The following is a 24,251-nucleotide window of genomic DNA, read 5'->3' as shown; positions in this document are numbered from 1 at the left end:
AGTGGGACAAGGTCAGACTTCGGTCCGCCGGTCCCGAAGATCGGCCTGGTGCGCATTGCGCTGGCCTGCAGCCGAGCCACGACAACTCAAACTTCAATGAGAATCGCTCAGCCTTCACTGCGACAGAACAGAAACGACAAGATCCCGCCTGATCGTGATGATCAGACGGGATCCCGTCAACTTCAGTCCAGCCGTTTCAAGAACGGCCCCTGGTGAGGTGTTCACGAATAGGGCTGGCCTGGGGCGCAAGAGGGGTTGAGAAGATCGCTTCCCGCGTAGGCGGCCGGGCGCTGAACGCTCAGGGGATTGCCACGTGGCAAGGCCGGCCGAGGGAGGGCTTGGCTGCGGCGGGTGGAATCGCGTTCTTGCAAGATCTTCGTGCAGGGGTGAGCAGGAGTCCCGAAAGCTTTCAGCTGGCCCGGCCCAAGGTCACGGTGCGGGTTCCGGGTGTGAAGTCGCCGAAGGACTGTTGCCAGGACTCACCGGGCCAGTAATACGTCACAAGGCCCTCGGCGGGTCGGTAGTGGGCGGTGTAGAGCGTTACCGTCCCCTGCTCGTCGACGGATCGATACAGCGGCGGCTTGAGCATCGCCGCCACGTCCGCTCCCGCGGCGCGGACGGCTCGCAGCCGCTCCTGCGTCCGCGTGGCCCGCTCCTGCTCGTCGGTCACCGGCAGGTGCTGGTGATTGGCGGCGCAGGCGTCCGGTGCCACCGTCGGCGGCATATCCGGTCCCACGAACACCGTCATCGCCTTCCTGGGATCGACAAGGGTGAGGTTCTGGGGGACGGCGACCGGCAGGGACCGCAGCCTGTCGACCGCCTCATCGACGGTGTCGCACGTCTCCAGCAGGTAGCGCACGAGGATGAGAATGGCGAAGCCACGTCCGTAGACGGAGCGTCCGCCCCAGGTGAGCGAGACCGCGAGACCGGCGTCGTTCATCCCGTCCAGCAAGCCCCACAGCATGTCCTGCATCCCGATCACGGGCCGCAGGAAGCAGGAGGAGACGATGGTCCCCTCGCACTGATCGGGCCGTAGGTCATAGTTGCGCAGCAGAGTGCCGTTCTGGCCGATCTGGGTGCAGGACTGGGAGAACGGCCGCAGTGCCGCGTGGGTGAGGAAGACTTCCGCCTCGGGCCGGTCGAGTTGGCCGGCCAGGCGGTCCAGAACCGGGACCAGTTCCGGCATGTGCGCACGGAACAGCACCCGAACACGATCCGCGCCCTCCGGAGTCCGGCCCTCCTCGGTCAGCAGGTCCTCCATCTCCGGCCACAGGGCCCGGGCATAGGCGGCCCACCGCCCGTCGCCGCCGTCGCCGACTTCGATCGCCTGGAAGGTCTTGTGCTGCTGCCGCACGGCTGCCACTCCCCTGCGAGAATCGGACGAGGTGAGAGCAACCTAGCTAATTGGGCAGGTATTCACCAGATGGCCGCCATCGGCGACGGCCAGGCGCTGGACCTGGTGAAGCCGCTGAACGCGAGCGTGGCTGATTCCAAGTAGACGAACATGTCCCGCGTTGGAGAAGCCAGGAGTCAGGAAGGCTGGCGCTTGGGACATCCCTCGTGCGCGGAGCACGCCATCTATCGGGTGATCCGTACTCCGTGCCCTTTGACAAGTTGGCGCTGGATCGCCGCGGCCGGGTCGCGCGCCGTGGCCGCGTCGGCAGGGGACGCGCCGACGAGGGCCGGTCCGGCCAGGGCCGCCATAACCCGATCTGAGGGCGACCAACTGCCGAAGATCTGCAACCAGCACGCCATTACCATCCACAAGGACGATCTCGGCCACCTCGACAAGTTCCGCCAGGACCTGGCCCACCCGAGTCCCGCCTGGAACGTGACGTACAAGTCCGTCCACGCCGACACCGAAGGCATCAACAGCAGACTCAAGGGACACGACCTCGACCTCGGCGACCCCAGAACCCGCCGCGCTCATGGTCGCCGTCACCAACGAGCTCATCCTGCTCGCCTGGCGGCAAGCCCACGACCACCGCGAGCCTCCGCCCGAGGACACCTACGCATTCGATGCACAAGATCCGGATCCGGAACCGCCGGCAGCATCTGGAAGACCGCCACCGGGCGCCTGATTCGCTGGGTTGATAACCGGACAGCACTACTCCGACCGGTCCCGCACGCCCGGCCGCCAGCCCTCCACGCGCTCCCAGCGGCTCAACACCACCAGCGCCCTTCACCACGAACGCCAAACGAGCCAGAGCCAGCCCGCCCAACGATCCGAAGACCTCGGGAAACGCGAAATCCCGTCCGATTCAGATGATCGGACGGGATCCCGTCAACCTCAGTCCAGCCGTCTCAAGAACGGCCCCTGGTGGGGCGTTCACGAGTGTGGTTGAGCAGTGACGATGACGCCCTGGCGAAGATCGCTTCCCACGGTGGTCATGATCGCTTCCCAGCCGAGCGGGCGTGACGCGGAACCCCGGCGGGCGCAGGAGATCGCCTCAATTCCCCATCGCATCGACCCCGCAGTCCAATCTTTGCTTACGCTACGTGTCTGCGAATCGGCCCGTTATCGCGACGGCGCAGGCCGAACTCGGCGAGCTGCTGCGCACGACTGCCGCCGGACGCACCGGGCCGACCGCCTGCGGCGCCGGCACGCGGCCACCCGCGGAGCAGATCCAGCAGGCTCGCCCTACCTGCCGGGTGAGACCGGCACCCTGCTAGCCGCCGTCCTTCGCGAGGCCGTCACCAATGTGGTGCGTCACTCCGCGGCCCGTACCTGCCGGATCGGGGTGTGCCTGCGCGACGGACGGATACGGCCGTGCGTGATCAACGACGGCGCCACCGTCACGTGCGCCCTGTGCAGGCGCCAGAAACGTCACATCATGCCCGGGTGTCTGCGAGACTCCGGAAAGCCATGAAGATTTTGTGGATCGTCTGCGTCCTCGTCCTGGCGGGCTGCACGGCAGCCCCAGGGGGCACCGTGCCGAGGACACCGGCGGCGAGCACGCCCCCTGCCGCATCGCCCACGGAGAGCGACCTCGACGACGAGGAAGACGAGGATGCCTCTGACGACAGCACCAACACGGTGCTCGACGTGGCGGTGGCGGGCCCGGACGCGGCCTGGGCGGTCGGCTATGCCGTGACAGCGGAGGACGAGCCGCCCGACGGCGTGCTCCTGCGGATGGACCGCGACGGATGGCGTGTCGACCAGCGCCTGTACGAGCGATTCCCCGACGCGATCGACTCCATCGTGTCGGGCGTGGACGCCGACGGACCGGACGAGGTCTGGGCAGTCGGCGACACCGGCGACCTCGACGAGGACTCCGAGGAAGTGCGGCTCCCCTTCGCCCTGCGCTGGGACGGCCGGCGTTGGAAGACGTTCGGACCTGCTCAACTCCCGAAGGTCGGCGCGCTGGCCGACGTCGCCGTGGACGGTTCGCGGGCGTTCCTGGTCGGCGGGCGCGGGGAGGGCAAGACGTCCGTCCCTGTCCTCGTGACCTGGAACGGCAGGCGTTTCGGCAAGCAGGAAGTCCCACGCGGAGGCAGATTCCATGCCGTGGACGCCGGAGCCGGGCAGGTGTGGATCGCGGGCAGCTCATCCAGCGGGCGATGCGCTGATTCGCGCCCGGCGATCTGGCACAGTGCGACTCCCGGCAGCGCGCCGGTGGAGATGCGATTGCCCGCGCTCGGCCAGGGCATGCTGCGGCACGTCTCGCAGAACGGGCCGTCCGACGTGTGGGCCGTGGGTGAGCGCGGCACCTCGGGGGACTGTGACGAGTACGGTACAGGCAAACCGCTGATCCTGCACTGGAACGGAAGCTCCTGGACACAGGTCGAACCCCCCAGGTGGAAGGGCACGCTGTACGGCGTCGCCGCCGTCGGCGAGGACGACGTTTGGGCGGTGGGTTACGAACAGGACGTGACAACCGAAGTCACGTTGCTGCACTACGACGGGCGGCGGTGGAAGCGCAAGGCCGGGTACACCGAAGGCGGCTCGAACGTCTCCGGCCTCGCCCGGGTCGACGCCAACCTGCTGCTGGCCGCCGGGGACCGCTGAGCCGACCGTTCTCTCCGATCCCGCCCTCTCCTCAACCCGATCGGCATTCCAGCGGCCACCGCGCGATCCGGAGGTGTGGCTGCGGCATGAGACGATCGACGCGTTCGTCCTGACCGGCTGCACCGATCTGGCCCCGGGTTCGGCGCAGACCTACCGGTCGTGGCTGCGGCACATGCGCGCCACGCTGGCCTGGCTGGAGCGAGGCGAGCAGGTGCCGCCGCCGATGAAGGTCCCAAGACGGTCAGCCCGCCCCACTCGCCGGCCCAACTCGATCGCCTCCGCGACTGGGCCGAACGCCTGCCCGGCCAAGCCAGAAGCGACGCGCTCGCGCTGATGGCACTCGCCTTCGGTTGCGGTCTGACCTCTGGGGAGGTGGCCGCCGTCCAGACCGGGCATCTGCGCCGCGATGTGTTCGATGCGATCAGGTACATCACGGACAACGCGGCAAAATGGGCCGCTGGGCCAGGGCCGGAGTCTCCAACCGGATCCGTGATGAGCTCCGCCGCGCCATCCGGCTGTGTTCAGGCCGCTGTCCTCACCCGTCGCCGGCGTCATCGACTCCCAGGAGGAGGAGACACCAAGACCAAGGAGTCCCGCCCCACCCTGGCGATGCCGAGGCGCTGCGCGGATGCCCTCAAGTTCCACCATGAACGCCAGGACGTGGCCAAGGAGGCAGCGGGCGACCGCTGGCAGGACAACGACCTCGTGTTCGCGTCCAAGGTCGGCACGGAGCTCGACGCGCACGACGTCCGTCGCTCGTTCCGGGGTGTCCTTAGAAAGGCCGGCCTCGACCCGAAGGATCGGACACCTCGCGGGATGCGGCACAGCTTCGTCTCGCTGCTCTCCGACTCCGGCATGCCCATCGAGGCCATCTCACGCCTGGCCGGCCACCGTAACACCACCGTCACCGAGACCGTCTACCGCAAGCAACTCCGTCCCTTGCTCCTGGAAGGCGCTGAGGCGATGGACCGGATCTTCCTCGATGGCTGACACATACGCCATCATGGAGGCTCACCCGCCACGAAGGACGGCCGTTGAACCACAACATCAAGACCTACGGCTTACTAGCCCTCGGCTGGGTCATCCTCATCTTGGTCGGCTGGACTGCTTACTTCACGAATGTCTTGGCCAATAATGTCCCGTCCACGATCGCGATCGTGGGCATAGGGCTGGGATGCCTGCTAACCGCAGTCGTCGTAGCCATCACCGACCGCTCGCCACGCTGACCAGGACATGTAATCGCTCAGTTAGTCACCCAGCAACACAAAAGGCCGCTCCCAACGCCCTGGAAGCGGCCTTTGACCTGGGTGGAGATGAGGGGATTCGAACCCCTGACCCCTTCGATGCGAACGAAGTGCGCTACCGGACTGCGCTACATCCCCAAAGGACTCGTTTAGATTAGCATCCCCTCAAGGGTTCTCGCGCCACCGTTTCAGTCCCCCACGGCCCGCCTGGGCGGCTCCGCGTACTGGTCGAACAGGACGTCCTCGTGCAGCGTCAGCTCGATCACCTCGGCCGGCGGCTCCTCCACGGCCTGGCGTCGCTGGCGGGCCCGGCGCAGGCGCTCGGCGCGGGCCTGGCGGAGGCGTTCGCGGCGCTCCTTGTCCACGTGGACGGCGACCCGTAGGAAGCACAGGTAGCCCACCATCACCACCCCGGACGGCGCCACGCCCCACCACGGGATCATCTGGACCGCCGCCGTGACGACGGAGGCCACCACCAGCAGCACGCAGAAGAACAGCAGCCGGCGCCGCCGCGCCACGATGATCGCCCGCCGCCGCAGCCGGAACTGGCGGACGTCGACCTTCTCGAACTCGCCGGTGACCGGCTGGGCGGTGCCGTCGTCCTCGTAGCCCTCCGCCGCGGCCGCCAGGCTCTCCAGGTCGGGCAGCTGGTGCTCGCCCGTGTAGTACTCCTCGAGCTCGGCCAGCTCGGCGAGGTTGGTCTTGTCCTTGCGCAGCCACATCGGGATGAGGACGCACAACCACATCACGACGATGGCGAGATAGAGGAGGACGCTGCTCACGAGCACCTCCGGGCAGCATGAAGACGCGTGTGGGTCTGTCGCGTCTTCAATCTGCTCACGTCACGCACCGTAAGACCGCGTGTCACTGATTGACGAGCATTCGGTGCGGTGTGTCGCGAGATCGTCAAACCTCTTCGACGGAGGAACCCCCGTGAGCCGCTGACTCACGGGCGCGACGCCACTGCACGAGCAGCCCGCCGGGTACGTCCTCGACGGTCAGCGCGTAGCAGATGTGGTCGCGCCAGGCTCCATCGATGTGAAGCTGACGACGCCGAATGCCCTCTTCCCTGAATCCGAGTTTCTCGACTACCCTACGGCTGGCGTGGTTCTCGGGGCGGATGTTCGCCTCCAGCCGATGCAAACCCGTGGTGAAGAAGCAGTGGTCGACGGCCAGGGCGAGCGCGGTGGGGGTGATGCCCCGCCCCGCCAGCTTGCCGTCGATCCAGTAGCCGACCTGGGCAGAACGGGCGGATCCCCACACGATGGCGCCTACGGTCAGCTGTCCGGCGAAGCGCCCTTCGTAGGTGACCACCCAAGGCATCGCGAGCCCCTGCCGCGCCTCCCTCCGCAGGGTGCCGACCATGGACACGTAGGGGCCGAGCCCGGTCCTGAACAGAGGCGTCTCAGGATTGCTCGGCTCCCAGGGACGCAACCAGTCGGCATTGCGCAGCCTGGTCTCGCGCCACACGCGCACGTCGGCCAACCGCAGCGGCCGGAGGCCCACCGGCCCCTCGTTGAGGTTCACCGGCCAGCCACGAAGTCGATCCACAACTCTCATCATCCCCCCAACGGGGAGGATGTCGCCACGCGCGGATCGAGATCGGGACTCAACGGGGATGATCGCCACCCCTGATCTGCTCGACGGCGTGCCGCAGGATCGGGGCGAGCACGGCGACGCCGTCCCGCACCCCGCCGGACGAGCCGGGCAGGTTGACGATCAGCGTGTCACCCGCCTGGCCCGCGAGCCCCCGGGACAGGACGGAGGTGGGCACCTTCTCCCGGTTCGCCTGCCTGATGGCCTCCGCGATACCGGGAATCTCGCGAGATATCACCCGAGCGGTCATCTCCGGCGTCAGGTCCATCGGCGTCAGCCCGGTGCCGCCGGTGGTCACGACGACCCCGTAACCGCTCTGGACGCCGTCCCGCAGCGCCGCCTCCACGGGCTCGCCGTCGGGCACCACCACCGGCCCGTCGACGACGTCGCAGCCGGCCTCGTCACGCAGCAGCCTGACGAGCAGCGGCCCGGATCTGTCCTCATAGATCCCGGCCGACGCCCGGTTCGACACCGTGATCACCAGCGCCCGCACGATCATGCCGGCTGCTCCCGCGTCCACCGGCCGGTCTTGCCGCCCAGCTTCTCCTCCACCCGCACATCAGTGATCACCGCGCCCGGGTCCACGGCCTTCACCATGTCGATCAGGGCCAGCGCCGCCACCGACACCGCCGTCAACGCCTCCATCTCCACACCGGTGCGGTCGGCCGTCCTCACCCGGCAGGTGATCGCCACGCCCCAGTCCTCGACGTCCAGCGTCACCTTGACGCCGTGCAGCGCGATCGGGTGGCAGAGCGGGATCAGGTCCGGCGTGCGTTTCGCCCCCATGATCCCGGCGATCCGGGCCACCCCCAGCGCGTCGCCCTTCGGCACCTCCCCCGAACGCAGCAGCTCGACCGTCGCGGCCGACAGCAGCACCCGGCCGGTGGCGACGGCACTGCGCGCGGAGACGTCCTTGGCGGAGACGTCCACCATGCGCGCGGCGCCGCTCTCGTCCACGTGGGTCAACCGGCTCCCGCCCGCGCCGGTCGGCCCGCTCCCGCCCGCGCCGGCCGGCCCGCTTCCGCCCGCGTCGGCCGGCCCGCTCCTGCCCGCGCCGGCCGGTCCGTTCCCGTCCCCCTGGGTCAGCCCGTTCTCGACGCTCACAGCCGGATCACCTCCACCTCGGCCCCGCCGGGCACTTCGGTCACGTCCTCGGGCACCACGATCAGCGCGTTGGCCGAGGCCAGGGCGGCGAGCTGGTGGGAGCCCTGTCCGTGGACCGGCGTGACCGTGCCGTCGGCGGCGAGCACGCCCCGCAGGTACGACCGCCGCCCCCCGGGCGAGCGCAGCGCCCCGGTAACGCGCGCGGCGACGGTCTGCGGCATTCCGGCCGGCAGCCCGCGCATCTTGTCCAGTGCCGGGCGGACGAACAACACGAACGACACGAACGACGACACCGGATTGCCGGGCAACGCGAAGATCGGCACCTGGTCGTCCCCCAGTACGCCGAACCCCTGCGGCATTCCCGGCTGCATCGCCACCTTCTCGAACCGCACGGTGCCCAGCGGCGACAGGGCCTCCTTGACGGGCTCGTACGCGCCCATCGACACCCCGCCGCTGGTGATGATGGCGTCGGCCCGCACCAGGTCGGTGTCGAGCCGGTCGAGCAGCAGGGCGGGATCGTCCCCGACCGCCCCGGCACGGAACCCCTCGCCGCCCGCCTCCCGCACGGCGGCGGTCAGCGTGAAGCTGTTGGAGTCCCAGATCTGGCCGGGCCTGAGCTGCCCGCCCGGCTCCACCAGCTCGGCGCCCGTGGCGATGACGACGACCCGGGGGCGCGGCCGCGCCAGCACGCGCCGCCGCCCCACCCCGGCGATGATGCCGAGCTGCGCGGGCCCGATGAGGGTGCCCGGCTTGAGCACGACCTCGCCGGCCTGGACGTCCTCGCCCGCCCGGCGGATCGCGTTGCCGGGCTGCGCGGAGCGGTCGATCCGGACGGATGCCGTCCCGCCGTCCGTCCACTCCACCGGCACCACGGTGTCGGCCCCGGCCGGCAGCGGCGCGCCGGTCATGATGCGGACGGCGTGGCCGGGCCCGACAGCCCGCAGTTCGTCGGATCCGGCCGCGACGTCGTCGATCACCGGCAGTGTCACCGGGACCTCGGATATGTCAACAGCTCGAACGGCATAGCCGTCCATGGCCGAATTGTCGAAGGGCGGCAGCGGCACCGGCGAGGAGACCTCCTCGGCCAGCGTCGCTCCCAACGCCTGCTCCACGTCCAGCTCGATGGGCGCCAGAGGGCGCACCGTGGCCAGGATGTCGGCCAGGTGCGCCTCGACGGACTTCATCCCCGAGCCCGAGCCCGGGCCCGAGACCGGCTCAGCCGACCTCATCGAGGAACTCCCGCAGCCACGGCACGAACTCCGCCGCCAGATCCTCCCGATCCGCCGCGAACTTCACCACCGTGCGCAGATAGTCCAGCTTGTCACCGGTGTCGTAACGCCGCCCGCGGAACAGCACCCCGTGCACCGGGCCGCCCTCCTCGGAGCCGCGCCCGGCCAGCGTGCGCAGCGCGTCGGTGAGCTGGATCTCGCCGCCGCGCCCCGGCGGGGTGTTCTCCAGCACCTCGAACACCGCCGGGTCGATGACGTAACGCCCGATGATGGCCCAGTTGGACGGGGCCTCGTCGACCGCCGGCTTCTCCACCAGGTCGGTCACCCGGACGACGTCGTCCTCCGTGGTGGCCTCGATGGTCGCCACGCCGTACAGGGACACCTGCTCCTTGGGCACCTCCATCAGGGCGATCACGCTGCCGCCGTACGTGTCGCGTACCTCGATCATGCGCTTGAGCAAGTGATCGCGGCGGTCGATGAGGTCGTCGCCGAGCAGACAGGCGAACGCATGGTCGCCCACGTGCTGCTTGGCGCAGAGCACGGCGTGGCCGAGGCCCTTCGGCTCGCCCTGCCGCACGTAGTGGAGCGTGGCCAGGGACGCCGGCTCGCGGACCTGCGACAACCGGTGCTCATCGCCCTTGGCTTCCAGAACCTCCTCCAGCTCGAACGCGCGGTCGAAATGGTCTTCGATCGAGCGCTTGTTCTTGCCGGTGACCATCAGAACGTCCAGGAGCCCGGCGGAAGCGGCCTCCTCGACGACATACTGGATCGCGGGCTTGTCGACAATGGGCAACATCTCCTTGGGTGTCGCCTTGGTCGCCGGAAGGAACCGGGTGCCCAGACCCGCGGCGGGCACGACGGCTTTCGTCACAGGGTCGAAGTCAGCCATGAGTAGACCCTAGTGGAGGGACCTGTGGACAAGACGAACCTCCGTCGTCAACGGAACGCGGCGCGCGCCTCCCTCTCCCCGGAGGAACTACGCGCAAACGCCATGAAAACCCGCGAAACGCTGCTCGACCAGCCGTGGGTCCAGATGGCCGGATTGGTGGCCTGCTACTGGTCGACGGGGTCGGAGCCGGACACGCACGGGCTCGTGTTCGCTCTCTGGAAACATGGAGCCACCATCCTGCTGCCGGTCCTGCGTGCCGACCATGACCTGGATTGGGCGGTGTACGACGGGCCGGACACGCTCGCGCCCGGCCCCTACGGGATCATGGAGCCGGTGGACACCCGCCGCGGCGTCGACGCCATCCGCACCGCGGCGCTGGTGATCGCGCCCGCCCTGGCCGTCGACCGCGTGACGGGCGTGCGCCTCGGCCGCGGCGGCGGATCCTACGACCGCGCCCTGGCCCGCGTCGGCCCGAACGTCCCGACCGTGGCCCTGCTGCACAGCGGCGAGCTGATCGACGGCGTCCCGGCCGAGCCGCACGACCAGCCGGTCCGCTATGCGATGACTCCGGAGGGACTCACTACTCTTATGTGAACACAGGGACGAGAGGGGAGCGGATGACGCATGATGTCTGGCTGCTCGTCGGCGCCGGAATCGTCATCGCGGCCATCGCGTCCGTACGCATCACGCATCTCAGCGGCCTGCCCAGTCTCCTCCTCTTCCTCGGGTTCGGCCTGGTCCTGGGCGACTTCGGGTTCGGGCTGTCGTTCGAGAGCCCGCTGCTCGCCCAGCAGATCGGCCTGACCGCGCTCGCGCTGATCCTGGCCGAGGGCGGCCTGACCACGACCTGGTCGCACGTGCGCCGGTCGGTGCCCATGGCCCTGATCATGGCGCTGCTCGGCGTGACGGTCAGCATCGTCGTGGTCGCGTTCGCCGTCCGGGGCGTCCTCGACCTGGACATCAACACCGCGCTGCTCCTCGGCGCCGTGCTGGCCTCCACGGACGCCGCCGCGGTGTTCTCCGTCCTGCGCCGCCTGCCGCTGCCGTCCAGGCTGGCCGGCATCCTGGAGGCCGAGTCGGGATTCAACGACGCCCCGACGGTCATCGCCGTGACCCTGCTCAGCACGGCGGCCGGGGCGGCCCACGAGGCGCCGAGCGTCGGAACGTTCCTCCTCGAAACCGGGCTCGAACTCCTCATCGGCGCCGCGTTCGGCCTCGCCGTGGGCCCCGCGGGCGCGTACGCGCTGCGCCGCGTCGCCCTGCCCGCCTCCGGCCTCTACCCGCTCGCGGTGCTCGCGCTCACCTTCGTCTCGTACGGCGGCGCCGTGCTGCTGCACGGCTCGGGCTTCCTGGCCGTCTACCTGACGGCGCTGGTCCTCGGCAACTCGCGACTGCCGCACCGGGCGGCCACCCGCGGGTTCGCGGAGGGCGCGGCCTGGCTGGCGCAGATCGGGCTGTTCGTCATGCTGGGCATGATGGCCAGCCATGAGGAGATGCCGTCCGCCGTCGTCCCCGGGCTGATCACCGGGACCGTCCTGGTGCTCCTGGCCCGGCCGCTGTCCGTGCTGGTCAGCTCCGTGGCGTCGTGGGCGCTGCGGCTGGGCTGGGTGAGCTGGCGCGACCAGGCGTTCCTGTCGTGGGCGGGGCTGCGGGGCGCGATCCCCATCGTGCTCGCGACCATCCCCTGGGCGGCCGGCGTCCAGGGGTCCAAGGAGATCTTCAACCAGGTCTTCGTGATCGTCATCGTCTTCACGCTGCTGCAGGGGCCGACGCTGCCGTTCGTGGCCCGGGTGCTCGGGGTGACCGCGCCGGGCGAGGCCCACGACCTGTCGGTGGAGGCCGCGCCGCTGGAGGAGCTCAAGGCCGACCTGCTGCACGTCAAGGTCCCGCCCGGCTCCCGCCTGCACGGCGTGGAGATCTTCGAGCTGCGCTTCCCCGCCGGGGCACAGGTCACCCTGATCGTGCGGGACGGCAAATCGTTCGTACCCGACAACACCACCCGCATCAGATCCGCCGACCAGCTCCTCATCGTCACCACCGCCACCTGCCGTGAGCAGGTCGAACGCCGGCTGCGCGCCGTCAGCCGCAGCGGCAAGCTGGCCGGCTGGTACGGGGAGCGGGGGTTGGAATAGGCGTTTGACCTAATCGGTTACCATTAGCAGTCGCAACGCTCGAGTGCCAGAGTCTGTAGGAGGAGCCGCGTGCCGACTTACCAGTACGCCTGTAACGACTGCGGTGAGCAGCTCGAGGTCGTCCAGAAGTTCACGGACGACGCGTTGACGGTGTGCCCGAAGTGCGAAGGCAACCTGCGGAAGGTCTTCTCTGCGGTGGGCATCGTGTTCAAGGGCTCCGGCTTCTACCGGACCGACAACCGCACGTCGTCCTCGTCTTCCTCTTCGTCGGCCTCCTCGTCGAACGGATCGTCCAACGGGTCTTCCGAGGGGTCGTCCAAGTCCTCGGAGAGCAAGTCCTCCTCGGACTCCTCCAGCTCGTCGACCTCCTCCTCACCGGCCGCCGCCGCGGCATCCAGCTGACCTTCCGGCCGACCACCGGCCGACCAGGCACTTGCACGCCCGGGAACTCGCACAGGTGATCATCCCCATCGGCTGACCACCTGCCCGCCGACGACCGGCACGCGGCTCTGCCCAGCACCCGCCCCGCATACGGGACACCCTGTATGCGGGGCGGTTTGCATGCGGGGCGGTTTGCATGCGGGATGGCCCGCGCGGGACACCGCCCTGCCGAAAACGCCGCCCTGCCTACGGCGACGTCCCGCCTATGACGACTCTGCACGGAGGCAATGCGGCACGCCGGCGACCCACACGCCAGCGACCTACGCACCGGCGACCTACGCGACATACCCCCGCATGGCGACGCAGCCCTGCACGACAACGCAACCCTGCACGACAGTGGTGCCTTGCGCTGCTGCCATCGCCGCTCCTTCCCCGCCGCCCTGCACCGCGCACCGCGCACCGAACGCCGTACAGCGAACGCCGTACAGCGAACGCCGCGCACCGAACGCCGCGCACCGAACGCCGCGCACCGAACGCCGCGCACCGAACGCCGCCATGCATCCCGCATCGCCACCAGAACAGACGCCATCAGCCCAGACAGCACCTATGGGTGTTCGGCCACATCCATCTCACAGAGGCGCGCCTCACCAGCCCAGTCCGCCAACGACCAACGACCAGCGACCAGCGACCAGCGACCAGCGACCAGCGACCAGCGACCAGCGACCAACAATCAATGACCGAACCCTTCACCGAGGCCGATCGGCATGCGCCCCCAACAACTCCGGCGCCACCCGATCAACCATCCGCTCAAGCTGCGCATCCTCCCCCCAATCCTCGACCAGCCGCCTGAGCCCCTCTCGCGAACACCGCACCAGCTTCACCCCCGCCCGTTTCCCCTCATCCGTCAGCCGCAGCGCCTCCCCGTCCTCCGACCTCCGTACCAACCCCACCGCCACGAGCTGATCGACGTAAGGCCGCCCCCACGCCCTGCTCACATGGGCCCGCTCCGCCAGCGCCTCAGCCCGAACCCACTCCTCCCCGCTCAGCCGCGCGATCACCCACACCCCCTGAGGCGAGACTCCGTCCAGCCCCGCCGCCGCCCCGAGCCGCTCGTAGTACCCCCGCCGCAGGTCGGCATCGGCCAGCCGCATGAGCCCGCGCTCCACCTCGGCCAGCGACGACCGCTCGGTGGACGCGGCGCCCAGCCCCTCCCCCAGGTCCGTCGCCTTGGTCGTCTCCCGCAGCCGCGCCTGCGGAATGAACCAGCTCAGCACGAACGCCCCGAACACGACCGGCGCCGCCGCCCGGAACACCGCCGCGATCGCATCCGCGTACACGTGCAGAAAGTCCGCCGCCAGCCCCGCTGGCAGCCGCTGAATGACGGTCGGGTCCTCCTGCACCCGCCCCGGGTCGAACCCGGCCGGCAACCGCACCCCTCGCAACGCCTCACGCAGATCCTCGTCGAGCGTCGCCGCGAACACCGCCCCCAGCGTCGCCACCCCGAACGACCCCCCGATCGACCGGAAGAACGTGGCCCCCGACGTCGCCACCCCGAGATCCTTGAAGTCCACGGCGTTCTGCACCACGATCACCAGCACCTGCATGGTCATCCCGAGCCCGACCCCGAGCACCAGCAGGAACACCCCCATCGTGAGCAGGCTGCTGTGCTCCGTCATCGTCGAGAGCAGGAACAGCCCGGCCGACGCGAGCAGAGTCCCTCCGATCGGAAGAAACCGGTACTTCCCGGTCTTGGAAATGATCTGCCCGCTCACGATCGACATGGTCAGCGTCCCCGCCATCATCGGCAGCAGGTACACCCCCGACATGGTGGGGCTGACCCCGTGCACGACCTGCAGATACAGCGGCAGATAGGTGAGCGCCCCGAACATCCCGAACCCCACCACGAACCCGACCACCGAGGCCGTCGAGAACGCCCGCAGCCCGAACAGCCCGAGCGGCATCACCGGCTCGGCCGCCCGCCGCTCCACGAGCACCCACATCGCCAGCAGCGCCACCGCCGCCACCGCCAGCCCCACCACCACGGGCGACGTCCACGCGTACGTCGTCCCGCCCCAGGTGGCGACGAGCACCAGACACGACGTGGCCCCGCCCAGAAGCACGATCCCCGCATAATCGATCGTGTGCTTGTCCCGCGTGCCGTCTCCCGGCAGCACGGCCACGATCACGAACAACGCGATCGCCCCCAGCGGCAGGTTCACGTAGAACACCCAGTGCCACGACAGCCGGTCGACGAACACCCCGCCCAGCAGCGGCCCCACGATGCTGGAAACCGCGAAGACCGCACCGAAGAACCCCTGGTAGCGCCCTCTTTCCCGTACCGACACGACATCGCCCACGATGGCCTGGGCGAGCACCATCAATCCGCCGCCCCCGAGCCCCTGGACGGCACGGCACGCGATGAGCTCCCCCATGTTCCGGCTGAGCCCGCAGAGCGCCGACCCCACCAGGAAGATGACGATGGCGCCGACGAACAGGCGCTTCCTCCCGTACTGGTCGCCCAGCTTGCCCCAGAGCGGCGTGGACACCGTCGAGGCCAGCATGTAGGCCGTCACGACCCACGAGAGCTGCTCCAGCCCGCCCAGGTCGCCGACGATCGTCGGCAGGGCCGTGGACACGATCGTCTGGTCGAGCGCCGCCAGCAACATGCCGAGCATGAGCGCGACGATGATGAGCCCGAGACCCTGTTGCCGCATGCCGCGATCCTACTCTTCGTACTGATGTTCTCACGCACCGCAACCGTACACCGGTTATCCACAGAACGCCGCTCGGCCGATCAGGGCCACCCCCGGCCCGGATACTCTCGGCGCCATGGTCACTCGCGCAGACATCGGCGTCATCGGCGGCTCCGGCTTCTACTCCCTCCTCGACGAAGCCGAGGAGATCGAGCTCACCACTCCCTACGGCCCTCCGAGCGACGTCGTCACCGTCGGACGCATCGGCTCCCGCTCGGTGGCGTTCATCCCCCGGCACGGCCGCGATCACCGCTATCCGCCCCACCGCATCCCCTACCGCGCCAACCTCTGGGCGTTGCGCTCCCTCGGCGTCCGTCAGGTGCTCGCGCCCAGCGCCGTGGGGTCCCTGCGAGCCGATTACGGCCCCGGCACCATGGTCATCCCCGACCAGCTCGTAGACCGCACCTCAGGCCGCGCCCAGACCTATTACGACGTCGGCGGCGCCATCCACGTCTCCTTCGCCGATCCCTACTGTCCGTCGGGCCGCGCGGTGGCCGTCGACACGGCTCGCTCGGCCGACTGGCAGACGGCCGACGGCGGCACCCTCGTCGTCATCGAGGGGCCCCGCTTCTCCACCCGCGCCGAGTCCCAGTGGTTCGCCGCCAACGGCTGGTCCATCGTCGGCATGACCGGTTTCCCCGAGGCGATCCTCGCCCGCGAGCTGGCCCTCTGTTACACCTCGCTCTGCCTCGTCACCGACCTCGACGCCGGCGTCGAGGCGGGCCAGGGCGTGACCCATGACGAGGTCCTGGAGTTCTTCGCCCAAAACGTCACCCGCATGCGCTCCCTGGTCTCCGCCACCGTCCAGTCCCTCCCCGAGGAGCGCACCTGCCCCTGCGGCAGCGCCCTGGACGGTCTCAAGCTCCCGTTCGACCTCCCGTGATCAAGACCTGGTTCATCCGTTACGGCCGTCGCCGCCGCCTCATCGCGGCGGCGCTCGCCGCCCTGGCCGTCCTCGCCGCCTACGCGGCCACCCGTCCCGCACGGCCCACCACGGTGCTGGTGGCCGCCCACGACCTCCCCGCCGGCCTTCTGACGCCCGCGGACCTGACTCCCGTCCCCCTCAACCATCCACCGGCCGGCGCGATCCGCCACCTCTCCCTCGCCACCGCCCACCACCTGACAGCCCCCATGCGCCGCGGGGAGCCCCTGACGGACGCCCGCCTGCTGAAAACCGCCTACACCCGCCTCCCACCAGGCATGGTCGCCACCCCGGTACGCATCGACGACCCGGACATCACGGCCCTGCTCTCCCCCGGTTCCACCATCAACGTCCTGGCGACCTGGCCCGAAGCCACCACCCCCGCCCGCACGATCGCCGAAGCAGTATCCGTGATCACCATCCCTCCGCCCCGCTCCGCAAAGAACATGACATCCGCCACCCCCCGCGGCACGCTCCTCCTCCTGGCCACCACCACGACGCAAGCAGCGACACTGGCGACCGCCCAGGCCACCGCCCACCTGTCGATCACCCTGCCACCACCGCCGACACCGAGCATCACGCCGACCACGACCACACCCGAAGGTCCCCTGTCACCGGCCCAGCCATCACCATCGCCACCGGCACGCCCCTGAGCGGACGATGGCGCACTCCTTCACAACAGCCTGGCAACCACCCGCGGAAGGACCTCACGTGCCTGTCTGCCTGCCTGCCGGAACCCGATGCCGCACCCAACGGACGCATCCCGCATCCGCCGGCACCAGCCCACCCGGACCTCAATCGAGAAGCGAACCCAGCTTGGGGTCGTACTCCCAATGCCACGGCTCGAAGGGGCTGCTGTAGGCCCACGAAGGATGGAACCACCCGTACTTCTTGGAGTTCTTCTCCATCCACACGAACTCCGCGGACCCCGACCGCTCCACGCCGCCGCACAGGTCCACAGCCAGCCCGAGCCCGTGGTTGCTCCGCCCCGGCACCGCCGCGAACCCCGGCCGCCGATAGTAGACAGCCTGCTGCTCGGCCAGGTTCCGATAGGCGTCCGTCACGCACATCTGCCTGCCGAACCGCTGCCGATAAGCCTCATTAAGGCTGACGAACGCGATCGTCGCGTCCGCCCGCAAGCTGAACCCCTTCTGCTGCAAAGGACAGAGCATGCCCTTGGGAATGAGCCCGTTGGGATATTCACCGGCGGTAGCGGCCCGCAACGGGTCACACCCGAGCGCCGCCCGCCCCACCTTGTCGACCTTGATACCCAGCTTCACCAACGCCGCGGTCAACGACTTCACGATCTTGTCCGACCGCTGCCGCAACGTGTCGACCTCAGCGGCCAGCTGCGCCTCCGCCAGGAGGTTACCCGCCCGCAGTTCCTGCGCCTCGCCCGCCAGCTTCTCGGCCTGCGCGTAGAGCACACTGGTCTGCTCGACGACCTGCTGCCGCGCCGCCACGATCTGATTGGCATCGCTGAGCGCCCGCAGAGTGTGCTCATCAGCCCCCCCGGCCAGGAACGGCAGGACCCCGCCCCCGGTGAGCGGCTGCACGTACATGAGCTCGGCCATCTGCGACACGGGCTGCCGCATCACCGCAAGCCGCCGCTCCAGATCCTGCAGCGCCGTCAGCTTGCTCTTGAGCTCCTTCTCCGAGGCGGCGATCGTACTGCGCCGTTTCTCCAAAGCCTTGGTGGCCTCTTCGAGCTCCTTGGCCGACCGCTCCGCCTCTTTCCTGAGCTCCGTCAGGTTCCCCGGATCCCGCCGCTCCTGGGCTCGGGCCCGCGCTTCCACCCGCCGGTCAACCTGCGCCGAAGCCTCCGAAGAGGGCACCACCAGAGAAGCCACCATCGCCACGGCAACCGCGATCAGACCCGCTGATCGTGGGGCTGGCACGTTCGACTCCTCCGTATGCAAACTCGTTACCCGGGTCAGGGACGCACGTTACTACAGCCCCCCGAGTGTCCGGACCGAACTCCAGAGAGCTGTTATGAGACATAAAGCCCCCTTTGCTCAATCACCCCGCCCCACGAGCACCATCTTCCTCTCACCCAGACAACTTCGAGCCCGGTCCCTCATCACTCAAATCCCAGGAAGCAGACCGCCGGCGAACTCCTGAACGTCCTCCCGCAGACCGTCCCGGCACACCTCCCACAACCACGTCTCCTCCCACTCCCCAGGGCACTCCCGCTCCCGAGGCCGAACCGGAACAGGCGTATAAGGCTCCTCCACCACCTCCCGACGCCGCCGCCCAGACCCTCCAGGAGCAAAAGCAGAAGCCGCCACCTCTCCAGCACCGGCCCGACGCCTCTCCCCCTCGCTCCTGCTCCTCTCTCCACCCACTCCCCTCGCCACCTCACCCGCACCCTCGCTCTCACCGGCAGAAGCAGCTCTCCTCTTATCGGCGACAACATCCACCGCCCCAGGAACGAACCCCTCGTACATCCGCACGGCCCATCGACGCTGCACCGGCACGAACACCGGCTCGAACGCGACCACCCCTCCCCCATCACCTCCCCCCATCGCCCGAGCACGCCCCGAAGGTTCCCCGAACCCCTGCGCCTGCCCCGCCAGCAACCCTCCGGCCAGAATCCCCGGCGCCAGCAACGCCCCGAACAACACAGCAGGCCGCCGCCGCGCCCGCCTACACCGCCTCATGGTCACGCCCAGAAGCTAGCCACGCCCGATGAGCAAGAATCTGACCACTTGTCATGCCTTTACCGCAGCTCAGACCACCCATAACCAACCCCCTCGAACTCATCCCAGCCCCACGTCCCACGCAGTGCCAGACTTTCGCTAGGCTTACGAGCGTCCGCCTCCGTAGCTCAGGGGATAGAGCACCGCTCTCCTAAAGCGGGTGCCGCAGGTTCGAATCCTGCCGGGGGCACTCACCCAGATCGGCATTACAGGCCCCCGACCTGCGGTTTCACAGCCGCAGGTCTTTTGTTTTGTGTCCCTGGTAGGCAGCAGACGGCGCCCGCACGCAACCGTAAGACCATGATCAGGGGACATACACGGGATGATCTTGATAGCGTTTCCGCAGCTCAGGCCCTGATTATCCACCATCCCGGCCTCCGGCACCCGCCACGGCCACCCGGACATTAGACGAACGCCACTGGCGATCGCGCCAAAGAGGCGCGTACCCCACCGCGTCACTCCACGTCCCCCGAGCAACTCTCCGGCCCATGTTCAGGCTGCTGCCACACGAACGCCGGGCCTGTTAGCGCTTGCGGCCACAACGACTGCCGACTTGCAACTGGTCCAGCAGCGCGCGCATTCGCCCCGCGCTGGCCCGGCAGACGAACGTGCGCGCCTCTTCGATCACCCCCAGTACCGGCGGGCACGGCCGGCCCTGCTTGCCGATGGGTTCATCACGGAGCACCGCGATCACCCGATCGGCCATCGCCTGCAGCAGGAAGACAGGTGGCGATGCATCCCGAGAACCGGACATCAGGACCCATAAGACGACCGGCCAACCTACCTCGGGCATATCCACTAGCAGCAACGATCTTCGAGCTGCACAATTCCGTACGTGAAGGCATATGTCGGAGTCACCGACGGCGACTGGTATCGATTCATGTCGGCGCGCCCAACCTTGACGGAGGCCAACTTCTGGCGTCCCTCAGGCAACACGAACTTCCGCGCACTGCGTCCCGGCGAGCCGTTCTTCTTCAAGACCCACCATCCGGACAGGAACCCGGTCAACGGCTTTCCGTACAACCAGGTGGTCGGCGGCGGCATCTTCGAAACCTTCCAGCCGCTTCCCCTGTCCGAGGCATGGGAGACCTTCGGCGAGGCCAACGGCGCCGACCATCAGGAGCAGATGAGGGAGAGGATCAGCAAGTATCGTCGAAGTCCCATAGCAGCAGGTGAGGACCCGATCATCGGCTGCGTCCTGCTTCGAGACACTCGATTCTTCGAGCTTCCAGCGGGCCCGCCCCCTGACTTCGCCTCCAACATCGTTCAGGGCAAGGGCTACGACATGGCCACCCCTCCCTACACCGACTACTTCACCGACCTCATGACCCGCCTTCTCGGCAACGACACCACCGACGTGTCACAACCATGGCGGCTCGAAGGCCCCATCTTTGGGGACCCCCGCTTGACCCCCCGCCGGCTTGGCCAGCGAGCCTTCAAAGCTGTGGTCCTCAACGCCTATGAGGGACGCTGCGCCATCACCGGCTCGGCCATCCGCCCAGTACTACAAGCAGCCCACATCCGACCAGTGACACGCGGAGGCGAACACCGGCTGGACAACGGCATCCTGCTGCGTTCGGACATGCACATCCTGTTCGATCAGGGATATCTCGGGATCGGTACGGATTACCGGCTACGAGTGAGCCCGCGCTTGAGCAAAGAGTTCGGTGACGACGAGCTCTACCAACATGCAGGAAGTGCGGTCACCATGCCTGCCCACGCATCCGACCGACCCAGCCGCGCCTTCCTGGAGTGGCATCTGAACCAGGTGTTCCTCGCAACGTAAGGCTGATGTGCCCTGGGTTGAATGAAGCAGCCATAACGCGGTAGAACTCCTCATGCGCTGGGCCGGGCTGGAAGGCCTCAGCGGGCAGCCGCCTATGTGGCGGCGTACCAAGCCTGATCAGGTCGCCACCGACCTGGTCGACCGGGCCTTCACCCGGACCGGCCCCAATCAGCCGTGCGTCACCGACATCACCGAACACCCGACCGCGAAGGCAAGGTGTACTGCTGCGCGGTGCTGGACGCCTACTCCCGCCGCATGGTGTGCTGGTCAAATGCTCCGGCCGCGTCGATCAAGCAGCTACAGGCGGAGTTGCGAGGCCGCTGGCGGCAGGCAATTCGGGCGGTGATGATGCTGTTGTCGCTGCAGGAACTGTCGGCAAGCTGCGCGGCGATTCGAAAAGGCAGGCAGAGCTCCGGATGCTACAAACGAACTTCTATTCGTGTTTTCTGTAAGATCGATTGTCTTAGCGAGGGGACGATATGGACTGGAACGAAAACTCGGTATGGCGGTCCCTGTTCACGGCCCTAGACGGTCTTCCTGCTAACGTCAGCAATGCCGAGAAGCAGCGCCGAGGCAACCGGTTTGAACATGTGCTCTACATCATGTTTGATGCAGCGGATATGGACCCACGCACCCGTTACAGGCCCCAAGGAGAAGAGATCGACGGTTCTTTTCTTCATCGCGGCCGACCAATGCTATTTGAGGCGAAATGGACTAGCGATCCAGTTCCCGCATCATCGCTTTATCAATTCCGTGGCAAAGTTGACGGGAAGCTAACAGGAACGATCGGATTATTCATCAGCATGGCTGGCTACTCCGACGATGCAGTGGATGCCCTCGTGGCCGGAAAGACGCTAAATCTGATCTTGTTCGATGGATTCGACATGCGCAAAATAGCCCAACCTAACGGGATCAGAATCAATCAGGCAATCGACATTAAGCTTCGAGCTGCCGCAGAAGAAGGCACACCCTACATACCTCTGCCGGATATCATCTCAGCCCCGATCACGACTTCACAGAGAAAAGTCACTGTGATCGTAGAGGGCAAGGTTGATGCTCATATCATCAGCACACTCGCACGCCTACGTTACCCCGAAAAAGCAGTCTCCGTCATCCCTGCGATGGGTCGACTCAACCTTCCACTCGTAGCACGAGTACAGCTGAACCAGCCATCTGATCTCAAAGAACTCATCATCGTCGCTGACGGCGACGGCCTGCCCGAAGAGGCCAGGCGCAACCTTGAACGAGTCGTTTCCGACGCTGACGCTTCTCAAGAGTTGCAAATCACGCTGGTCGTCGTCAATCCAGATCTTGGGGCTGCACTCGGACTGAGACAACCAGAAGAACATCTACGTGTCGATCGTCAGAAATTCGAGAAGGATCTCCTAGAACTGAATCTACGACGGCTCGCTGCATCCAACCCAGAGCTTAAGCGGCTGTTTTCTGCGATGAAAATATTGGAAGAATGAACATCAGCCTCCAGCACCCTCCGCGACGGCCGATCAGGAATCCTTGACCGCGACCGACCGACCATTGGCTTCGCTGCCAAGAATCCGGATGACTTGTCACTCCTGCAACATTGCTACGCTTGACGGGGCCCTAACTTTATTCATCACTCACCGTAACAGTGAATTCCGCGCCCAATGCCGCGATTCCTCCTCCAACCGTGTTGAGCAAGGTTTCGAGGAGTGCCAGCCGACGGCTCGGCTTCCGAATGGCCGTCCGCGTGACGTGCGGTTGCACTATGACGACACGGCATCGGTCGCGCTGATGTCTGCTACCGAGCGCTACGAGCATCTCGCGGCGGTCGGCGACACGCGTGCCGTACTCCCATGTAGCAGGATTCGGGATAGGCGGCGATTCAAGTCGACGGAGAAGTCGATCTCCGTCCAGGTAGGCGAGGTTCTTCGCTGCCTGACCTGCGACGGCTTCGTAGGCCGCGACTGCTATTTCCCGTCTCTTGGCCCTGCTCTTAGCGGATTTGACGTGGATGAGACTGAGAGCCCCCTCTTCGTCGACGTGAATAAAATCCGCGATCTCGCCCGGTCCGTCGTCGCAGGTTAGCCATCCGGATGCATATTGTCGAGAAACCCAGCTGAAAAGCGAATCATCACCCGGCTCACCGGTCCTGGCGTGGATGCGCGCGGGCGAATCCGCCGGCTTCTCCCGCGTGATGTCGTAGCCAGTGAAGTCATCGAACTGCCATCCGCGGAAAGGTGCATTTCGTGTCTCAGGCTTGTACACGCAACGGCCATCGATGACATGGCCAGAATCGAAGTAGATCCGTATCAGCCCTTGCGAGTCGCGCAAGGCGTCAAGAATCTGACGCGTTTCGGGCAGACTGGTCGGGGCTCGCGATGGGTCGAAGCCGAATTCTATTGAGACGCCTCCATTCCTTGCATGGCCTACTGCAGCTTGTATGCTTCCGCACAACACTCCGTCGAGGCCTACATCCATGGAGAAGCCAGCTGAATCCGATCTGCCCTGAACATGGAATGTTGTTCTCTCCAGAAGCGCTGCCGCTTCGACCGTGGCCTCGTCACGTTGCCCCTCAACGAGCTCGCCTGGCGTTACGGTGGAGAGGTCATAGGCTCCCCGGACACCAGAAAGGCTATGAACCTCCGTAGCCAGTATCGGGAAGGGCGGTCGCGCGGTCGCGCTCGTTCCTGAGACCTCATCCAACCGCCGTAGTACATCTCCTGCCATAGCGATGAAGTCCTCAAAGTCGCGCGAAGCTCTGGACCAGATAAGCCCATCCTTCGGCGTGACGCCGATATTTCCCGTCCGTGGGCCACCAGGCGCTCCCCACGAAGGAGCCGTACGTGCCGAAGAATATATGAACGAGCTGTCCTCCAACGGACTCAGCGCATCCTGCAGGCGTTGACCATTGAGGGCCTTGGCATCCGGCCGGGTTGTGCGGCGGGCATGTGTGCCACGCAACCAGAGAGCACGCGTCTCTCCTTCGCAGAAGGCGCGTTGCAATACTTCGGGGGCGATGATGATGAGAGGTGTACTATTTTTTCGGAGCCAGCGCCTGATGTATCGCTTCTGTGTGTCGTCACAGTGGACCACCAAGAGGTCTTTATATCTCAAGGTCAGGACCAGAGCGTGCTCCAAGTCCACGAGCGATGGAGCCGCAGTGGTGGCCCATGAAGGACTGAACTCTCTGCGATAGATGAACCCGTTGACGAGCAGCCCCGCCGCACCAGCCGATTTCTCGATACCGTCAGCCAATACAGCGGTTGCGGTTTCCGTCTGATCAGCAAGTGATTTCTTAAGCACATCAAGCAGTACTTGTGTCGCATGCTCGGGGTCATACCGAACGCACCGAAGTGCGATGACCGAGAAATAGGGCCTCAACCAACGGCACCGGATGATTCCCAGATCTGCCACATCAGGGAACATCGACCAACGCTGAGCCCTCTAATCCGCGACCCATGCGATGGTAGCCGAAACGTAATATGCGAGTGCCACCATATCACCATTTACCCGACTTCAGCGGACTGG

Annotated in this window: 21 protein-coding genes, 2 tRNA genes and 2 pseudogenes; 12 read left to right on the top strand and 13 right to left on the bottom strand. The window is 67.1% G+C overall.

Annotated features, from left to right (window positions below):
- Nucleotides 1–409 precede the first annotated feature (409 nt).
- Nucleotides 410–1,354, bottom strand: coding sequence for a C45 family autoproteolytic acyltransferase/hydolase (locus AB0H75_RS37505; protein ID WP_367804406.1), 945 nt, complete (start codon nt 1,352–1,354; stop codon nt 410–412).
- Nucleotides 1,355–2,866: 1,512 nt separating this feature from the next.
- Here AB0H75_RS37505 and AB0H75_RS37500 point away from each other — a divergent pair.
- From AB0H75_RS37500 to AB0H75_RS37490, 3 genes are all read left to right on the top strand, one after another.
- Nucleotides 2,867–4,009: a hypothetical protein gene (locus tag AB0H75_RS37500; protein ID WP_367804405.1), complete on the top strand. Its 1,143-nt coding sequence runs from the start codon at nt 2,867–2,869 to the stop codon at nt 4,007–4,009.
- 333 nt (nt 4,010–4,342) lie between these two features.
- Nucleotides 4,343–4,999, top strand: coding sequence for a tyrosine recombinase XerC (gene xerC / locus AB0H75_RS37495; RefSeq protein WP_367804404.1), 657 nt, complete (start codon nt 4,343–4,345; stop codon nt 4,997–4,999).
- Between the two features lie 44 nt (nt 5,000–5,043).
- Nucleotides 5,044–5,235: a hypothetical protein gene (locus AB0H75_RS37490; RefSeq protein WP_367804403.1), complete on the top strand. Its 192-nt coding sequence runs from the start codon at nt 5,044–5,046 to the stop codon at nt 5,233–5,235.
- Nucleotides 5,236–5,317: 82 nt separating this feature from the next.
- Here the strand turns inward: AB0H75_RS37490 and AB0H75_RS37485 are convergent.
- The 7 genes from AB0H75_RS37485 to galU all read right to left on the bottom strand — a co-directional run bounded on the left by AB0H75_RS37485 (nt 5,318) and on the right by galU (nt 10,071).
- A tRNA-Ala gene (locus AB0H75_RS37485) sits at nt 5,318–5,391 on the bottom strand.
- Between the two features lie 50 nt (nt 5,392–5,441).
- Nucleotides 5,442–6,035, bottom strand: coding sequence for a hypothetical protein (locus AB0H75_RS37480; RefSeq protein WP_367804402.1), 594 nt, complete (start codon nt 6,033–6,035; stop codon nt 5,442–5,444).
- Nucleotides 6,036–6,159: 124 nt separating this feature from the next.
- Complete coding sequence (locus AB0H75_RS37475; protein ID WP_367804520.1) at nt 6,160–6,813, bottom strand: GNAT family N-acetyltransferase; 654 nt, start codon at nt 6,811–6,813, stop codon at nt 6,160–6,162.
- A gap of 49 nt (nt 6,814–6,862) precedes the next feature.
- Entirely contained in the window at nt 6,863–7,348 is a 486-nt protein-coding gene (locus tag AB0H75_RS37470; RefSeq protein ID WP_367804401.1) for a molybdenum cofactor biosynthesis protein B, read from the bottom strand.
- Entirely contained in the window at nt 7,345–7,815 is a 471-nt protein-coding gene (moaC, locus tag AB0H75_RS37465) for a cyclic pyranopterin monophosphate synthase MoaC (protein ID WP_367804519.1), read from the bottom strand. The genes AB0H75_RS37470 and moaC overlap by 4 nt, the downstream gene beginning before the upstream one ends.
- Nucleotides 7,816–7,949: 134 nt before the next feature.
- On the bottom strand, nt 7,950–9,137 hold the full coding sequence (gene glp / locus AB0H75_RS37460; RefSeq protein ID WP_367804518.1) for a gephyrin-like molybdotransferase Glp: 1,188 nt from the start codon (nt 9,135–9,137) through the stop codon (nt 7,950–7,952).
- Nucleotides 9,138–9,168: 31 nt separating this feature from the next.
- Complete coding sequence (gene galU / locus AB0H75_RS37455; protein ID WP_367804400.1) at nt 9,169–10,071, bottom strand: UTP--glucose-1-phosphate uridylyltransferase GalU; 903 nt, start codon at nt 10,069–10,071, stop codon at nt 9,169–9,171.
- A 24-nt stretch (nt 10,072–10,095) separates the two neighbouring features.
- Here galU and AB0H75_RS37450 point away from each other — a divergent pair, with 24 nt between their 5' ends.
- From AB0H75_RS37450 to AB0H75_RS37440, 3 genes and pseudogenes are all read left to right on the top strand, one after another.
- Complete coding sequence (locus AB0H75_RS37450; protein WP_367804399.1) at nt 10,096–10,665, top strand: 5-formyltetrahydrofolate cyclo-ligase; 570 nt, start codon at nt 10,096–10,098, stop codon at nt 10,663–10,665.
- A 23-nt stretch (nt 10,666–10,688) separates the two neighbouring features.
- On the top strand, nt 10,689–12,203 hold the full coding sequence (locus AB0H75_RS37445; RefSeq protein ID WP_367804398.1) for a potassium/proton antiporter: 1,515 nt from the start codon (nt 10,689–10,691) through the stop codon (nt 12,201–12,203).
- A gap of 69 nt (nt 12,204–12,272) precedes the next feature.
- Nucleotides 12,273–12,413: pseudogene (locus tag AB0H75_RS37440) on the top strand (FmdB family zinc ribbon protein); the annotation flags it as partial.
- A gap of 14 nt (nt 12,414–12,427) precedes the next feature.
- Here AB0H75_RS37440 and AB0H75_RS37435 read toward each other — a convergent pair.
- Together AB0H75_RS37435 and AB0H75_RS37430 are read right to left on the bottom strand one after the other, a co-directional pair.
- Complete coding sequence (locus AB0H75_RS37435; RefSeq protein ID WP_367804524.1) at nt 12,428–12,658, bottom strand: hypothetical protein; 231 nt, start codon at nt 12,656–12,658, stop codon at nt 12,428–12,430.
- Nucleotides 12,659–13,330: 672 nt separating this feature from the next.
- Nucleotides 13,331–15,298, bottom strand: a complete 1,968-nt coding sequence (locus tag AB0H75_RS37430; protein ID WP_367804397.1) for an MFS transporter — start codon at nt 15,296–15,298, stop codon at nt 13,331–13,333.
- Between the two features lie 115 nt (nt 15,299–15,413).
- On the opposite strand from AB0H75_RS37430, the gene AB0H75_RS37425 reads away from it, so the two are divergent.
- Entirely contained in the window at nt 15,414–16,220 is an 807-nt protein-coding gene (locus AB0H75_RS37425) for an S-methyl-5'-thioadenosine phosphorylase (protein WP_367804396.1), read from the top strand.
- Nucleotides 16,217–16,912, top strand: a complete 696-nt coding sequence (locus tag AB0H75_RS37420) for an RcpC/CpaB family pilus assembly protein (RefSeq protein WP_367804395.1) — start codon at nt 16,217–16,219, stop codon at nt 16,910–16,912. The genes AB0H75_RS37425 and AB0H75_RS37420 overlap by 4 nt, the downstream gene beginning before the upstream one ends.
- Before the next feature lie 141 nt (nt 16,913–17,053).
- Here the strand turns inward: AB0H75_RS37420 and AB0H75_RS37415 are convergent, their stop codons facing one another.
- Nucleotides 17,054–18,157 (bottom strand): D-alanyl-D-alanine carboxypeptidase family protein, encoded by a 1,104-nt coding sequence (locus tag AB0H75_RS37415; protein ID WP_367804394.1) that lies wholly within the window; start codon nt 18,155–18,157, stop codon nt 17,054–17,056.
- A 918-nt stretch (nt 18,158–19,075) separates the two neighbouring features.
- On the opposite strand from AB0H75_RS37415, the gene AB0H75_RS37410 reads away from it, so the two are divergent.
- A tRNA-Arg gene (locus tag AB0H75_RS37410) sits at nt 19,076–19,148 on the top strand.
- Nucleotides 19,149–19,481: 333 nt separating this feature from the next.
- Here AB0H75_RS37410 and AB0H75_RS37405 read toward each other — a convergent pair.
- A complete protein-coding gene (locus AB0H75_RS37405) occupies nt 19,482–19,757 on the bottom strand; it encodes a hypothetical protein (RefSeq protein WP_367804393.1) in 276 nt (91 codons plus the stop codon).
- Nucleotides 19,758–19,793: 36 nt separating this feature from the next.
- Here AB0H75_RS37405 and AB0H75_RS37400 point away from each other — a divergent pair, with 36 nt between their 5' ends.
- From AB0H75_RS37400 to AB0H75_RS37390, 3 genes and pseudogenes are all read left to right on the top strand, one after another.
- The gene (locus tag AB0H75_RS37400; RefSeq protein WP_367804392.1) at nt 19,794–20,744 is read left to right on the top strand and encodes an HNH endonuclease; all 951 of its coding nucleotides are present in this window, start codon (nt 19,794–19,796) and stop codon (nt 20,742–20,744) included.
- Between the two features lie 255 nt (nt 20,745–20,999).
- Nucleotides 21,000–21,125: pseudogene (locus AB0H75_RS37395) on the top strand (IS630 family transposase); the annotation flags it as partial.
- A 98-nt stretch (nt 21,126–21,223) separates the two neighbouring features.
- Nucleotides 21,224–22,213 carry a restriction endonuclease gene (locus AB0H75_RS37390; protein WP_367804391.1) on the top strand — a complete coding sequence of 330 codons (990 nt, stop codon included), beginning with the start codon at nt 21,224–21,226 and terminating at the stop codon, nt 22,211–22,213.
- 136 nt (nt 22,214–22,349) lie between these two features.
- Here the strand turns inward: AB0H75_RS37390 and AB0H75_RS37385 are convergent, their stop codons facing one another.
- The gene (locus AB0H75_RS37385; protein ID WP_367804390.1) at nt 22,350–24,149 is read right to left on the bottom strand and encodes a hypothetical protein; all 1,800 of its coding nucleotides are present in this window, start codon (nt 24,147–24,149) and stop codon (nt 22,350–22,352) included.
- Nucleotides 24,150–24,251: the final 102 nt, after the last annotated feature.

The sequence above is a fragment of the Nonomuraea sp. NPDC050783 genome (genome assembly GCF_040802095.1).
Taxonomy (GTDB): domain Bacteria; phylum Actinomycetota; class Actinomycetes; order Streptosporangiales; family Streptosporangiaceae; genus Nonomuraea.
Note: the sequence above shows the minus strand (reverse complement) of the source record. Positions and strands in the feature narration are given on the sequence as shown.

Excerpts from the sequence above, each read along its gene's own strand:
- AB0H75_RS37500 (WP_367804405.1), top strand. The coding sequence starts at position 2,867 with ATGAAGATTTTGTGGATCGTCTGCGTCCTCGTCCTGGCGGGCTGCACG.
- AB0H75_RS37390 (WP_367804391.1), top strand. The coding sequence starts at position 21,224 with ATGGACTGGAACGAAAACTCGGTATGGCGGTCCCTGTTCACGGCCCTA.
- glp (WP_367804518.1), bottom strand. The coding sequence starts at position 9,137 with ATGAAGTCCGTCGAGGCGCACCTGGCCGACATCCTGGCCACGGTGCGC.
- AB0H75_RS37470 (WP_367804401.1), bottom strand. The coding sequence starts at position 7,348 with ATGATCGTGCGGGCGCTGGTGATCACGGTGTCGAACCGGGCGTCGGCC.
- AB0H75_RS37385 (WP_367804390.1), bottom strand. The coding sequence starts at position 24,149 with ATGTTCCCTGATGTGGCAGATCTGGGAATCATCCGGTGCCGTTGGTTG.
- AB0H75_RS37425 (WP_367804396.1), top strand. The coding sequence starts at position 15,414 with ATGGTCACTCGCGCAGACATCGGCGTCATCGGCGGCTCCGGCTTCTAC.
- xerC (WP_367804404.1), top strand. The coding sequence starts at position 4,343 with ATGGCACTCGCCTTCGGTTGCGGTCTGACCTCTGGGGAGGTGGCCGCC.
- AB0H75_RS37430 (WP_367804397.1), bottom strand. The coding sequence starts at position 15,298 with ATGCGGCAACAGGGTCTCGGGCTCATCATCGTCGCGCTCATGCTCGGC.
- galU (WP_367804400.1), bottom strand. The coding sequence starts at position 10,071 with ATGGCTGACTTCGACCCTGTGACGAAAGCCGTCGTGCCCGCCGCGGGT.
- AB0H75_RS37475 (WP_367804520.1), bottom strand. The coding sequence starts at position 6,813 with ATGAGAGTTGTGGATCGACTTCGTGGCTGGCCGGTGAACCTCAACGAG.
- AB0H75_RS37445 (WP_367804398.1), top strand. The coding sequence starts at position 10,689 with ATGACGCATGATGTCTGGCTGCTCGTCGGCGCCGGAATCGTCATCGCG.